General features: G+C 66.1%; 14 protein-coding genes, 1 tRNA gene and 1 pseudogene. 10 read left to right on the top strand and 6 right to left on the bottom strand.

The genetic code is table 11. The features are described 5' to 3' along the window. Positions 1–55 precede the first annotated feature (55 nt). The 10 genes and pseudogenes from OL239_RS18245 (at position 56) to csrA (ending at position 8,404) form a co-directional block, all read left to right on the top strand. A complete protein-coding gene (locus tag OL239_RS18245; protein WP_268910068.1) occupies positions 56–964 on the top strand; it encodes a flagellar motor switch protein FliM in 909 nt (302 codons plus the stop codon). After that, positions 961–1,656 (top strand): flagellar motor switch protein FliN, encoded by a 696-nt coding sequence (gene fliN / locus OL239_RS18240; RefSeq protein ID WP_268910067.1) that lies wholly within the window; start codon positions 961–963, stop codon positions 1,654–1,656. Before OL239_RS18245 ends, fliN begins: the two co-directional genes overlap by 4 nt. After that, positions 1,657–2,118 carry a FliO/MopB family protein gene (locus OL239_RS18235; protein ID WP_268910066.1) on the top strand — a complete coding sequence of 154 codons (462 nt, stop codon included), beginning with the start codon at positions 1,657–1,659 and terminating at the stop codon, positions 2,116–2,118. Positions 2,119–2,189: 71 nt separating this feature from the next. Continuing rightward, complete coding sequence (gene fliP, locus OL239_RS18230; RefSeq protein WP_268911819.1) at positions 2,190–2,972, top strand: flagellar type III secretion system pore protein FliP; 783 nt, start codon at positions 2,190–2,192, stop codon at positions 2,970–2,972. After that, complete coding sequence (gene fliQ, locus OL239_RS18225; RefSeq protein WP_268910065.1) at positions 2,972–3,247, top strand: flagellar biosynthesis protein FliQ; 276 nt, start codon at positions 2,972–2,974, stop codon at positions 3,245–3,247. Before fliP ends, fliQ begins: the two co-directional genes overlap by 1 nt. 1 nt (position 3,248) lies before the next feature. Next, positions 3,249–4,006 (top strand): annotated as a pseudogene (locus tag OL239_RS18220) (flagellar biosynthetic protein FliR). 50 nt (positions 4,007–4,056) lie between these two features. Further along, complete coding sequence (locus tag OL239_RS18215) at positions 4,057–5,133, top strand: EscU/YscU/HrcU family type III secretion system export apparatus switch protein (RefSeq protein WP_442864320.1); 1,077 nt, start codon at positions 4,057–4,059, stop codon at positions 5,131–5,133. Between the two features lie 17 nt (positions 5,134–5,150). Further along, complete coding sequence (locus OL239_RS18210; protein ID WP_442864319.1) at positions 5,151–7,178, top strand: flagellar biosynthesis protein FlhA; 2,028 nt, start codon at positions 5,151–5,153, stop codon at positions 7,176–7,178. Continuing rightward, positions 7,153–8,085 carry a hypothetical protein gene (locus OL239_RS18205; protein ID WP_268910062.1) on the top strand — a complete coding sequence of 311 codons (933 nt, stop codon included), beginning with the start codon at positions 7,153–7,155 and terminating at the stop codon, positions 8,083–8,085. Before OL239_RS18210 ends, OL239_RS18205 begins: the two co-directional genes overlap by 26 nt. A 49-nt stretch (positions 8,086–8,134) precedes the next feature. Next, positions 8,135–8,404, top strand: a complete 270-nt coding sequence (gene csrA, locus OL239_RS18200) for a carbon storage regulator CsrA (RefSeq protein ID WP_268910061.1) — start codon at positions 8,135–8,137, stop codon at positions 8,402–8,404. 150 nt (positions 8,405–8,554) lie between these two features. Here the strand turns inward: csrA and OL239_RS18195 are convergent. The 6 genes from OL239_RS18195 to tmk all read right to left on the bottom strand — a co-directional run bounded on the left by OL239_RS18195 (position 8,555) and on the right by tmk (position 13,612). After that, positions 8,555–8,630: transfer RNA gene (locus OL239_RS18195), tRNA-Thr, on the bottom strand. 45 nt (positions 8,631–8,675) lie between these two features. After that, positions 8,676–9,395: a VC0807 family protein gene (locus OL239_RS18190; RefSeq protein ID WP_268910060.1), complete on the bottom strand. Its 720-nt coding sequence runs from the start codon at positions 9,393–9,395 to the stop codon at positions 8,676–8,678. Continuing rightward, complete coding sequence (locus OL239_RS18185; RefSeq protein WP_268910059.1) at positions 9,395–10,096, bottom strand: TetR/AcrR family transcriptional regulator; 702 nt, start codon at positions 10,094–10,096, stop codon at positions 9,395–9,397. Before OL239_RS18185 ends, OL239_RS18190 begins: the two co-directional genes overlap by 1 nt. Before the next feature lie 104 nt (positions 10,097–10,200). Next, positions 10,201–11,781 carry an alpha/beta hydrolase gene (locus OL239_RS18180; RefSeq protein WP_268910058.1) on the bottom strand — a complete coding sequence of 527 codons (1,581 nt, stop codon included), beginning with the start codon at positions 11,779–11,781 and terminating at the stop codon, positions 10,201–10,203. 77 nt (positions 11,782–11,858) lie between these two features. Then, positions 11,859–13,001 (bottom strand): DNA polymerase III subunit delta', encoded by a 1,143-nt coding sequence (locus OL239_RS18175; protein ID WP_268910057.1) that lies wholly within the window; start codon positions 12,999–13,001, stop codon positions 11,859–11,861. Next, entirely contained in the window at positions 12,998–13,612 is a 615-nt protein-coding gene (gene tmk, locus OL239_RS18170) for a dTMP kinase (protein WP_268911818.1), read from the bottom strand. The genes OL239_RS18175 and tmk overlap by 4 nt, the downstream gene beginning before the upstream one ends. Positions 13,613–13,659: the final 47 nt, after the last annotated feature.

Genomic DNA, 13,659 nt, shown 5'->3' with positions numbered 1-13,659 from the left:
CGAAAGCAGGGTCTAACGGCTTACGGAGCCGGTGGCGGTGCCGATAGTGGCACCTGTGACGGTCCATCATGAAACAACTGCCCTTGGCGTGCCCGCAAACGCCGCCTCTCCGGAGGCTTACGATTTCCGCCGTCCCACCACTCTTGCCCGCGAGCATGCCCGGGTACTGGAAATGGCCTTTGACACGTTCGGCAGGCAGTGGGGCACCCAACTGACAGCCAAAGTCAGGGTGCTGTCCCAAGTAACCAGTGAGCGGGTCGAGATTCTCAGCTACGACGAATACGCCGCGGGGCTTCCGGCTGTCACGGGCATGGTTCTGTTCAATGTTCCCAACGTTGGGGCGAAGGCTGTCATCCAGTTCCCCACCGCGGCAGCATTGTCCTGGGTGGGACACATGCTCGGTGCCAGCGGAGCTCAGGGAACCCCGGAGCGGAAGTTTACCCAAATCGAGCAGGCGCTCCTGGAACGCATCATGGACGACGCGCTGGACGGGCTGCACTACGCTCTGGGGACGCTCCTGCGCTCGCCGATGACGCCCGCCTCCATCCAATACAACTCACAGTTTGCGCAGGCAGCTGCCTCCGCCGACCCCATGATCGTGGCAAGGTTCGAAATGGTGGTGGGGGATAACGCGGTCCCGGCAACCGTGGCCATTCCCGCTGCAGCGCTGCTGCCGCAGCTTGACCCGGTGGGAAACACCGGCTCATCCGCAGCCCCGGCGGAACTTATCCGCGGACAGCTCGCCCACGTCCCGGTGGAGGTCCTGCTGCAGTTGGATTCGATTCCGGTGAAACCGGCAATGGTCCTGAACCTTGCCGTCGGAGATGTCCTGAATCTGGGACACGCCCGCCACCGCCCGCTGAACGTAACCGTCGGGGGCCACCGGCTGGCCCAGGCGGCTGCGGGATCCAGCGGTTCACGCCTTGCCGGCGTCATCGTCAGTACCGAGGAGAGTAATACATGAGCATCCCCACATCCCTGCACACGGACGCCGCCTCAGCGCTTGTCCGCCTGCTTCCCACTTCGATCGTGCTGGAGCCGCTGCCCTACCCCGGCGTCGGCGTGCCGATGGAAGAGACAGCCGCGGCCGTCACTGCTTCCTTCGTGGGCTCCGAGTCCGCGGACCTGGCGCTGGTACTGGACAGCAGCACGCCGCTCGCCGACGTTGCCGGTTCCACGTCGCCGTTGCTCTCGGAAGCCGATATCCTGCGTCCCGCCTTGGAGGCGGCGGGCTCGACCCTCGGCGTCGGTGTCTTGGGTGACACCAGGATCGATGACGCTTCAGCGCTTTTCAGCCACCCGTCCACCGTGATTTTTGAACTGCACGCACCGGAGGGCCGTGCCGGCTGGTTCGCCATCCGGCTGCGCGATACTCCCCACGGAATCGGCAGCGACGCCGCGCTGGCCGGCAAGCTGAGCCGCATTAACAACGTCGAAATGGCGTTGACCGTGGCCATTGGCCACACCCGGATGGCCGTCCGGGATGTCCTGAACCTGGAACCGGGACGGGTGGTCGAACTCGACCGTTCCGCAGGAGCGCCCGCGGACATCCTCCTGAACGGGCGTCTGATCGCCAACGGCGAGGTGGTGGTCATTGACCAGGACTACGCCGTTCGCATCACCAAGATCCTCGACGTTGCCGAAGGGCTTAGCTAGGTGGAAACCGCCGCCCTCATCCTCCGGGTCCTGGTCTCGCTCGGCGCGGTCCTGGCCCTGGTCTGGTGGTTCCAGCGAAGGATCACCCGGGACGCACGGGTGTCCGGAGCAGAACCCCTCGTGAAGGTGGTGACCCGGCAGGCCATCACTCCCAAAGCATCGGTGGTGGTGGTGGAGACCGGCGGACAGCGCTTTCTCCTGGGAGTCACCGAAGCCTCGGTGAATGTACTCCACACCTCCGAAGCGGAGAAGCCCGAGGATCTTCCTTTCGAGACGTATTTGGAAGCTGCAAGCTCCGGCGGCCCGGTCCGCCGTACGGGGCCGCGCCGCCGTGCCGAGGGCCCTGCCCATGCCCTGAACGGGCAGCAGCCGGAGGGCAGTTCGCTCCTCGCAGGATCAGTGCTCTCGCCGGCCACGTGGCGGCAGGGCGCCGCTGCACTTCGCCGGGGCAGGAACGGGTGAGTGTCGCCTACCGCCGGCCGCAGCCACGGCTGATCGGGTTCCTCTCGATCATTCTGCTCGTCTTCGTCGTCATGCTGGCACTCTCGCTGGCCGCCGCGGCCCCATCCCACGCCGTGACCTTCGACCCGTCAGCGCCCGCCGATCCCGCGGCCCCCACCGACCCTGCCGCGCCCGACGACGGCGAAGGCCTGAGCATCGACATCAACGGCGCCGACGGCGGCCCGTCCACCGCCGTGGTCACGCTGATCGGGATCACCCTGCTTTCAGTGGCTCCGGCACTGCTGTTGATGATGACCTCGTTCACGAAGATCTTCGTGGTGCTGGCCATGACCCGCAACGCACTGTCCCTGCCGTCGATCCCGCCGAACCAGGTGCTGGCGGGACTGGCCCTGTTCCTGTCCCTGTTCATCATGGCTCCGGTCCTGACGGAGATTAACACCCTTGCCGTGCAGCCGTTCCTGAACGGCGAGCTCACCTTCGAGGGCGCCCTTGACACCGGATCAGGCCCGCTGAGGCAGTTCATGCTCGCTCATACCCGGGAAGAGGACGTGGCGCTGATGACCCGCGCCGCGGACCGTGAAAACCCGGATAGCCCTGAGGACGTCCCGCTGCTGACGCTGATTCCCGCGTTCATGATTTCGGAGCTGCGCGCCGCCTTCATCATCGGTTTTGTCATCTTCATTCCTTTCCTCGTGATTGACCTGGTGGTCTCGGCGGCGCTGATGTCCATGGGCATGATGATGCTGCCGCCGGTGATGATCTCCCTGCCGTTCAAGATTCTGCTTTTTATCCTCGTTGACGGGTGGGGACTGATCATCACGTCCCTGGTCAACAGTTATCAGGGCGGCACCTGATGGATACCAACGCCGTCCTCGACATCGGTCTGCAGGGGCTTTGGATCGCGGCCAAGCTGTCGGCACCCGTGCTCATTACCGCCCTTGTGGTGGGGTTCGCCGTGTCGCTGGTGCAGTCCATCACCCAAATCCAGGAAGTCACGCTGTCCTTCGTGCCCAAGGCCATCGCTGTCGGGGTTGCCCTGCTGGTCTGCGGCCACTGGATGATTGCGGAGATGGTTTCGTTCACCAACGAAATGTTCGCCAAGATTCCGCAGCTGCTGGGCGGCGGCTGAGATGGGCATCAGCGTCAACCAGGAATGGCTGGAAGCCGTCATGCTGGCCGGTGCGCGAATGGTCGCGTTCCTGGTGGTGGCGCCCCCTTTTCCTACAACGCGATCCCCGCACGGGTCAAAGCCATGCTCGGCATTGGCCTGGCCCTTGCGGTCGCTCCGGTGGCCAGTGACGGCTACACCTCGCTGGGGACGGCAGCGTACTTCACCGCGCTGGTCCTGGAACTGGGCGTGGGATTTGTGCTGGGTTTCCTGGTGCTGGTCATTTTCTCCGCACTGCAGTCCGCGGGAAACCTGATCGACCTGTTCGGCGGGTTCAGTCTGGCCCAGGGGTTCGATCCCCAGTCCATGGTCAACGGAGCCCAGTTCACCCGGCTTTTCCAAATGGCGGCACTGGCGCTGCTGTTCGCATCGGACGGTTACCAGCTGATTATCGGCGGACTGGTGCGCAGTTTCACGGCCTTGCCGCTGGGCGGCGGCATCGATTTGGCGAGCCCGGTCTCGGCCCTGGCGGCGGGGGTCTCCCAGATGTTCGTGGCAGCGGTGCAGATCGCCGGACCGCTGCTCGTAGTCCTTTTTCTGGCGGATGCCGGGCTGGGGCTGCTCACGCGCGTGGCGCCGGCCCTGAACGCGTTCGCCCTTGGCTTTCCATTGAAGATCTTCCTGACGCTGACCCTGGCCGGAGTCGTGTTCGTTGCCCTGCCCCGCATCGTGTCTGCCATCGTGCAGCAAATCGTGCGGGCTCTGACGGGGGTTGGCTAGTGGCGGAGGAAGGTACCGGCGAACGCACTGAGCAGGCCACCCCTAAACGCATGAAGGAGGTGCGCTCCAAAGGGCAGCTGTCCCGCTCAGAGGATCTCACCGCATGGGTGGGGGTGGGTATGGCGGCGGTGATGATGCCCATGACTATTGACCGCGGGGCGCAGGCAGGCTCCGAGGGTCTGCTCGGGATCGACACCATCACGCAGAGCCCCGACCCGAGGCTGGCCGTGACCCTGCTCGGCGAAGGGCTCGGTGCCCTCGGATTTATCCTGGGGCCGTTGCTGGGCGTCGTGTCGGCCGCCGTGCTCCTGACCGCCGCGCTGCAGGGCGGTATCCACTTCAAGAAGTTCAAAGGCAAATTTGAGCAGTTCAACCTGGTCACGGGAATGAAACGCGTGTTCGGCACGCAGGCGCTGTGGCAGGGGGTGAAAGCCCTGCTGAAGACCGCCGTCGTCGGGGTGGTCCTGTACGTGGTGATCCAGGGTCTCATGCCGGTCCTTTCCACCGCCGGGGGGCTGCCGGTGGCGTCAGTCCTGGAAGCGGCTGCCGGGGGAACGGCGTCACTGCTGCAGGCTGCGGTGGCGGCCGGGCTTGTCCTTGCCGTCGCCGATATTTTCGTCGTGCAGAAACGGAACCGGAAAAAGACCCGAATGACGCTCAAGGAAGTCAGAGATGAAAACAAGAATATGGAAGGCGACCCCCTGATCAAGTCCCAGCGCCGGTCCCGGCAGCTGGCGATGAGCCGCAACCGGATGATTGCCGCAGTCGCGGACTCCGACGTCGTTCTCGTGAACCCCACGCATGTGGCCGTGGCCCTGAAGTATGAGCCCGGCAAATCGGCACCCCGGGTGGTGGCCAAAGGCGCCGGCACCATCGCCACCCGGATCCGCGAAGAGGCCGGGTCCCGGCAGGTCCCCATGGTCCGGGATATTCCGCTGGCCCGGGCGCTCCACGCGTCCTGCGAGCTGGGCCAGGAGATTCCGCCGGATCTTTATAACGCCGTGGCACGGATCCTGGCCTTTGTCATGGCTCTAAAGAGCCGCGGTTCCGCAGCCGGCGTTCACACCATGGCTCCCCAAACACCCCAAGCTGCTCCCAGCCCCATCCACCCTAAGGCGGCGACGTGAAGTCGAACCTCGTCAAGATGGCAGTACCCGTAGGCGTCATCGGCATCATCCTGCTGCTGGTTGTCCCGGTCCCGGCCTATCTGCTGGACATCCTGATCATCATCAACATCCTGCTGGCACTGGTTGTCCTGCTGACCACCATGTTCGTGCGCAAGCCGCTGGACTTCTCCGTCTTTCCGTCGCTGCTGCTCGTAGCCACCCTGTTCCGGCTGGGCCTCAACGTTGCGTCAACCCGGCTGGTACTGGGGGAGGGGTACGCCGGGCAGGTGATCGAGGCTTTCGGGCACGTGGCTGTGGACGGATCACTAATCATCGGTGCAGTGATCTTCCTGATCCTGGTTGTCATCCAGTTTGTCGTGGTCACCAAGGGAGCGGAACGGGTAGCCGAAGTAGGGGCCCGCTTCACCCTGGACGCCATGCCCGGCAAGCAGATGGCGATCGACGCTGACCTGAACGCCGGGCTGATCACTGACACCCAGGCAAGGGAACGGCGGGCGGAGGTATCAGCCGAAGCCGACTTCTACGGCGCCATGGACGGTGCCTCCAAATTCGTTAAGGGCGACGCCATCGCCGGTCTGATCATTATCATCATCAACCTCGTAGGCGGCATCGCGATCGGCATGCTGCAGCGGGGCATGGACATCGGCGAATCGGTCAGCACCTACAGCCTCCTGACGATCGGTGACGGCCTGGTCACTCAGATTCCGGCGCTGCTCATGGCGGTCTCCACCGGCATGATCGTGACCCGGTCCAACGCCGAATCGGACATGGGCTCCACGGCGTCGGCCCAGCTGAGCCAGTCACGCAACGCGCTGATGATCGCCGGAGGGGCCGCGATCGTGATGGCACTGATCCCGGGGATGCCGAAAATTCCGTTCATCATCATTGGTGCGCTGTTGATTTTTATTTCCCAGCGGATCAAGGTCAGCGAAGCCGCGGAGGAAGCCGAGAAGGAAACAGCCCTCGCCCGGCTCAACGAACCCCCGGCGGAAACCACCGAGGACCTGATCGAGCAGATGCGGGTCCATGCGTTGGAGATCATGCTGGCCCCGGATCTGGTGGGCATCGTGACCGGAGGGTCCGACGACCTGCTGGCCCGGGTCCGCTCGCTGCGGCGGAAGATCGCCCTGGAACTGGGCATCGTGGTGCCGCCCGTCCGCACCCGGGACAGCGTTGATCTGCCATCCGCCACGTATGTCATCCGCATTGCCGGAGTGGAGGCCGGACGCGGCGAAGCGCCGGCCGGAAAAGTCCTCGCGCTGGGGGACCACCTTGAGGGCCTGCCCGGAACAGCCACCGTGGAACCGGTCTTCGGTCTCGCCGGAAAGTGGGTGCCGAACGAGATGCGGCATGCCGCGGAGATGTCCGGGGCCACAGTGATCGACCGGGTCTCCGTCCTGGTCACCCACCTTTCCGCGGTCATCACGGCCAACGCCGCCCGGCTCCTGTCCCGCGAGGATGTGCGTGTGCTGACCGAAGGGGTGAAGCAGGTGAGCCCTTCAGCGGTGGACGAACTGATCCCGGGCGTCATGTCACTGGCCGAGGTCCAGCGCGTCCTCCAGGGACTGCTGGCTGAACAGATTCCCATAAACGACCTGCCCCGGATCTATGAGTCGCTGCTGCTGCGCGCCAAGGTTTCCCCGGATCCCGAACAGCTGGTGGAGGCCGCCCGCCAGGCGCTGGGGCCGGCCCTAGCCTCCCAGTACATTGACCGGAACGTGCTGCGGGTCATCATGATCGATCCGGGCCTGGAACAGACCATGCTGGAAGCCCTGCGTCCGTCGGACCAGGGCACACAAATCCTGCTGGATCCGGCTCGCATTGATGCGGTCACGGCGTCGCTGAAAGCCGCCGTTGCGGCAGCGGAAAACGCCGGCTATGCGGCAGTGCTGGTGTGTGCGCCGGCCCTGCGGCCAGCCATCCGCCGGCTCGTGGCTCCGCAAACCGGGGGGCTGCCCGTCCTGTCGTATTCGGAAGTAACAGCGGCTAATGTCAGCATTGAAACAGTGGGGGTGGTCCGTGGAACCGAGACGATTTCAGCTTGAGGGCCCGTCGATTGACGCGCTAAAGGCGAAGGTGCTGGCCGAACACGGCCCGCGTGCCCGGATTATCGCCGCGGAAAAAGTAACAGTCGGAGGCATCGGCGGCTTCCTCTCCCGGGCCCACTATGAGGTGACGGTCGAGCTGCCGCCGCGCGGACGCCGCCGTGCAGCCGGCGAGCCCGACGCGCACAGGGACGCAGGGCTGTTGGCGCTTCTCGACCGTGCCGAGAAGGCCGAAGCGCGCCTGCGGGATCCGTCCGCCGACAGCAGTACGGCCGTATCCACGGCATCACCGGCTTTCGCGGAGCTTATGGACACGCTGACCTTCAGCACGGAGACCGCGGACGCTCCCGTGGAACCAGTGGCCCTGATTCCTGCTGCGGAACCGCTGAACCGCCTCCGGCCCGCCCCCTCCCCCGCCCCGCTATCCGGTGCAGGCGACCTCGTGATCGTTGTGGGATTGGGCGATGACGCGCTCGAAGTCTGCCGGTCCATGTCACGGGCAGTGGGGGCCGGCGCCTCGGGTGTCCGGGCAGCAGGCCTGGTGGCGCCCGACGACGTCGTCCGTGCCGGCGACCGGCGCGCGGTGGCGGCGGCGCGGGCAGCCGGAGTGATGGGCGGTTACGGAATCTTCCTCGCCTACAGCTTGGGCCGGGGCGCCACCGAACTGGGACGGCACGCGACGCTGGTCGCCGCATTGTCGGCTGACCAGCTCTGGGTGGCAGTCGATGCGGGCCGAAAACCTGATGACACGGCGGCCTGGGTCGGCGCAATAAGGTCAGCTGCCAACGTCGAGGCGCTCGCCGTTGAAGGGTTGGAAGCTACGGCAACCCCGCAGACGGTGAACTCGATCGGCCTGCCCATCGGGTGGCTCGACGGAAGCCCGGCTCCCGCTCCGGTGCTGCCGTGAGGGGTTCGCTTTCCGCTGCGGGGACCGGGGCGTGGGATAGAGTGGGCCAATGCTGGTCCTAACGCGCAAGTCAGGCGAACAAATCCTCATTGGAGATGACATCGTCATTACCGTCCTTGAGGGGCGGGGCGACGGCGTCCGGATTGGCATTGATGCTCCCCGGGGAGTCAAAATCCAGCGGCAGGAAGTCCTGCGCGCCGTGGAGGAAGCCAATGTCGCAGCGGCCGATCCCGCGCCCGACGCCGAGGAACGCATCAAGGCGATGCTCGCGGCCCGGCGTCCGGCTGTTAAGCCCACTGCACCGCTCGATAACCCGTGAGCCTGCCAGCCGGCGTTTAGCGTTTGCAGCGGCCCGGGAACGGCAGGTAACGTCGCAGGCTGCCGACTTCGCCTAAGCTCCGGGCCGCCCTTTCCGGGCCGCTGACCCAAAAAGCCCCTGGAACTTCAGCAAGTTCCAGGGGCTTTCCTGTGGAGCCTCCTGCCAGAATCGAACTGGCGACCTTCTCATTACGAGTGAGACGCTCTACCAACTGAGCTAAGGAGGCGGGCTTCATCTATCCGCTAACGGCCAGAATCCACAAGGAACAACTTTATCTGGTGCAGGGCGGCTGGTCAAAACGAGGGCCGGACCCCGCTCCGGCCCCGGCATAGAAGCCGGACCCTTTCCTGGCTGCGCCGGTGACCTGGTAGTAGATGTTGGCAGCCGCGATCAGCGCGGCGCTGGTGATGGCCGACAACGCCGCCGAGAAAACCGGAACGCTGTCCACCGGGAGGGTGTACGCCATCAACACCCGCAGTCCGCAGTCGAACAGCAGACCAACACCCCACATGACGGCGGTGACCCGCCACACCCGGCGGAAACGCGGCACCTGGATCCATACGGTGTCCCAGTGCGCCGGCCAGCCAAACCGGCCCTCAAGCAGGGGCCGGCTCAGCAGGTATACCAGCGGCCGGCGGGTGAAGGCACTGGCGAGGAACCACAGGCCGGACAGTCCCGTCACCCAGGCGCCGCGTGCCAGCAGGAACCGCACGTCACCGTTCAGCAGGGAAACTCCCGTGCTGAAAACCATCAACGTGACCACGTACAGAGACACGGGCCCGACGCGGCGTTTCCGAACGAGGTCGACGGCGGAGTCCGCCAGGGAAGCCGCGGTTCCGGCCAGCAGTGCCGAGTACGGGCTTACTCCGGCCGCCCGCAACCCGTAAAAGACGGCCAAGGGCAGCAGGAAGCCTGCCAGCAGGCGCAGGCCTCCACGCATCCGCCGCCGGGCCGGTGAACTGCCGCTGGCAGGGTGCGTAAGCCAGGGCATTACCGGGCCCCGTCCACAGCCGCCCCGGTTTCGCGGCCCGCCGAACTTCCGCTGGCCCGGTCCGCAGCCGGTTCGCCCGCCTGTTCTCCTGCTGAACAGCGCGGCGGGCCGGGCCCGGCGGAGGTGCCGAGTTCGAAGAGCGTGACCAGCTCCGCCGCATACCGCCGGCAATCGAGTTCCGGTTCGCGCTGGAGCAGGAACGGAAGTCCGTCCACGCAGCGCTGGACGGCGGCGGACATGACCAGGGGATCGAAGGGCCTGAACTCACCCGCGGCCTGCCCGCGCCGCAGGATGTCCTCCAGCGGGGCACCGGCCGCGCCGTCGTCGTCCGCAGAGTACTCCAGTGCGCCGGCCAACAGGATGCCGGTCAGAGCCGCCATCTGATCCCGGTGCTGATCAATAAACGCCACCGTGGCTTCGATGTACGCGCGCAGCTGCCCGGCTGCGGACTCCTCAGCGGCCACCCGGCGTCCGGTCCAGACCCCGATCGAGGTGATGACCTCAGCGGCAACGGCGGCCATGAGCTCGGATTTGCCCGCAAAATGGTACGAAATGAGCCGGGTGCTGGAAATACCCGCGCGCTCCGCAATCCGGGCAAAGGACGCCCGGTCATACCCCTGTTCGGCAATTACCGCGACGGTGCCGGCGATAATCTGCAGCCGCCGCGCAGTTCCGGTCACCGACACCGGTTTTACCTGCATGAGTAAAAATTACGTCGGGCGGGTAAGGGCTGCAAGGGGTTGCACGAAGAACTGCCCGGCCGAAGACCGGCCGGGCGGTTAAGTCCTGCGGCAAGAGGCGGCCGCTAGGAACAGACGACGTCGCTCCCGGGGACCGTGCCGTCGATGAAGTAGTCATCCACCGTGTCGGCAATGCACTCGTCGCCGCGGCCGTAGGCGGTGTGTCCCTCGCCCTCCCACGTAACGAGGGTGGCCGAGTCCAGTTGCTCGGCGAGGGCAACCGACCATTCATAGGGGGTGGCCGGATCGCCGGTGGTGCCGATCACCAGCAGGTCAGCGGCTCCTGAGGCGTTGATTTCGTGCGGTTCGTTCACCGCCTCGTACGGCCACGCCTCACAGGTGACGCCGCCGTAGCCCAGGTACTTCCCGATGGTGGGGGATGCCTGTTCGAGTTCCTCGGCGTCACGGCGCATCTGCCGGTCGTCGCTGGTCATCGGATAATCCAGGCAGTTGATGGCACTGAAAGCCACGGTGCTGTTGGACGAGTACGTTCCGTCGGGCTCCCGTTCGGCGCCGAGGTCCGCCAGCCACAGCATGGTGGAGGGATCTCCCTGCAGGGCGGCATCGAGGGCATCGGTCAGTGCGGGCCAGCTCTGGTCGTTGTACAGCGGCAGGATGAAGCCGCTGACGAAGGTGGAGACCGTTACCGTTCGGCCGTCTTTGGCCGTCATCGGGCTCTCTTCCACCGAGGCGATCAAAGCCCGGATCGTCTCGACGGCCTCATCCGTCGTGCCGGACAGCGGGCAGTTGCTGGAGGACAGGCAGTCCTCGACATACGCGCGGATGGCCTTCTCAAACCCTTTCGCCTGCCCCAGGGTGATTTCCTCGTTGCTCGATGACGGATCGAGTCCGCCGTCGAGCACCATCCTGCCCACATTGCCGGGGAAGAGCTCGGCGTAGGTTGCGCCGAGGTAGGTGCCGTAGGAAAAGCCCAGATAGTTCAGCTTCCCGTCACCGGCGACGGCCCGCAGGATGTCCATGTCCCGGGCTGCGCTGACGGTGTCCACGAAGCCCAGGGCAGCTCCGGTGTTTTCAGCGCACTTGTCCGCGAACTCCTTGGCGCTGGCCCGGGAAGCGGCAAGCCCCTCCGGCGTGGCGGGGTCCAGGTATTCCGCCCGCTCCTCGTCCAGCTCTTCGTCGGCCAGGCACTCCACCGGCGTGGAGCGGCCGACACCGCGGGGATCGAAGCCCAGGACGTTGAAATTACCGCGGAGCCGCTCCGTGGTGACACCCTGCAGGTTCTCGCTGACCGTTTCGTACCCCGACCCGCCGGGGCCACCGGGATTGACGAGGACGGTTCCCTGCGCGTCGCCGTCGGATTCCGCAAGAATGACTGCGAGCTCGATGCTTTCCCCGGCCGGATCCGCGTAGTTCATGGGCACGTCCACCGTGGCGCACCGGAAACCGTCCCCGGCGCCCGGTTCGCACTCTCCCCAGCTGACCTCCTGGCTGTAATAGGGCAGCAGGTCCCCGGGAACGTCACCAATAACTTCCGCTCCGGCGGATGAGGTGGTTCCGGCCTGCGGAGCGGCACTGGGTGCCTCCGCCGGGCTGGTACCGGTGCAGGCGGTCATGCCGGCAAGTACGACGACGGCGGACGCTGCTGCCAGCGCAAGTCGGGGAAAGCGGCGGCTGGCGGGGGTCATCGGTGCTCCTGGTGGCGGTGGGCGGTTTTAGGGGCGGTGATCGGTATTGGGGCGGCGGCCGGAAACGCAGCCTGCTGTTACAACAGGCTAACGGCCATGGCTTCAATGGCCAGCAGCGGTGCCACGTTCGTGGAGACCAGACGCCGCCGGACCACGTTGATTTCCTCCATGCGCAGCAGTGTCTGTTCCGGTGAACCGTGGGCCGCATAGTCGCTCAGCTCCCGGCGCAGGTATTCGTTGACCAGGCTCTCCCCGCTGCCCAGCTGGAGCATCAGGACGTCGCGGTAAAAGGAAAGCAGATCAGTCAGCGCGCGGTCGAAGTAGTCGTTTTTGGACCGTTTCGCCCGGCGTGCCTGGTCCTCTTCGAGCCGCTTGACCTGGCTGCGGATTGCGGGCGGAACCGTCCCCGTCTCCGGTGCGCCAAGGGAAGCCAGCAGCGCCTGGCGTTCCGCAGCGTCGCGCTGTTCGAAGGAACTGGTGGCTTCGGCTTCGGCCAGGGCCACCAGGTCGGCGGCAGCCTTCATGGCTCCGCTGACATTGCGCAGGGACAGCGGCAGCCGGACGATGGATTCGCGCCGGCTGCGGGCACCTTCGTCCGTGGCCAGCCGCTTGGCAATGCCGATATGGCTTTGCGCAGCCCGGGCTGCGTCGCGGGCAGTGCCGGGGTCGATGCCGTCCCTGCGAACCAGGAGCTCGGCTACGTCTTCCACCGGCGGCAGGCGCAGGCTCACGGCCCGGCAGCGGGAACGAATGGTGACCAGGACATCGCCCGGGCTCGGTGCGCAGAGCAGCCAGATGGTGCGGGGCGGGGGCTCTTCAATGGCTTTGAGCAGCACGTTGGTGCTGCGTTCCTGCATCCGGTCGGCGTCTTCGACGATGATGACGCGCCAGCGGCCGGTGGACGGCTTGTCCTGGGCCTTGCGTACCAGCTCCCGTGCCTCCACGATGCTGATGGTCACCTTTTCCGTGGTGACTGAGGTGACGTCCGCGTGCGAGCCGGCGAGCGCCGTGCGGCAGGCCTTGCATTCCCCGCAGCCGCGCAGCGCCGGGTCCGGCTGGCCGCACAGCAGGGCGGCAGCGAAGGCGCGGGCGGCGTTGGACCGCCCCGATCCGGGCGGTCCCGTGAACAACCAGGCGTGGTTGGGGGTTGCCTGGGCGGCTCCGCGGCGCAGCTGGTCCACCACCGGCGCCTGGCCCTGCAGATCGTCCCAGACACTCACGGCAGCAGTTCCTGCACCCGGGCCAGGATGGTGTCCGCCAGGTCGCCCACAGGCAGTCCGGCGTCGAGCACCAAATAGCGGCCGGGGTCGTTCCGGGCCTGCTCCAGGAAGGCCCCGCGGATGCGCAGGTGAAAGGTGTCGGGCTCGGATTCAAGGCGGTCCTCGGCGGCTTGGTTGGCCGTGCGCCGCAGGCGGCCCTGCGCGGGATCAACATCGAGCAGCACGGTCAGGTCCGGGGTGAAGCCTTCGGTGGCCCAGACGTTCAGCTGCCGCACATCATCCGTGCCCAGCGACCGGCCGGATCCCTGGTAGGCCACGGAGCTGTCGATGAAGCGGTCGCAGACCACCACCTCGCCACGTTCCACGGCCGGGCGGATCACCTGTGTCACGTGCGCAGCCCGTGAGGCCGCAAAGATCAGGGCTTCGGTGCGGGCATCTATTTCACCGTTGCCGTGTTCCAGGACCAGGGAGCGCAGCTGCTCACCCACCGGGGTGCCGCCGGGCTCACGGGTGCGGACCACGGTGCGGCCGGCCGCTTCAAGGGCCGCAGTGAGCTTGGCGGCCTGGGTGGACTTTCCGGCTCCGTCGCCGCCTTCAAGGGTGATGAACAGGCCTGTACGGCGGGCGGGGAATTGGAAGTACTCACCCGCCTAGCCTA

It is taken from the genome of Arthrobacter sp. ATA002 (genome assembly GCF_026898095.1).
Classification (GTDB): Bacteria; Actinomycetota; Actinomycetes; order Actinomycetales; family Micrococcaceae; genus Arthrobacter_B.
This window is presented reverse-complemented; position numbering and strand designations above follow the sequence as displayed.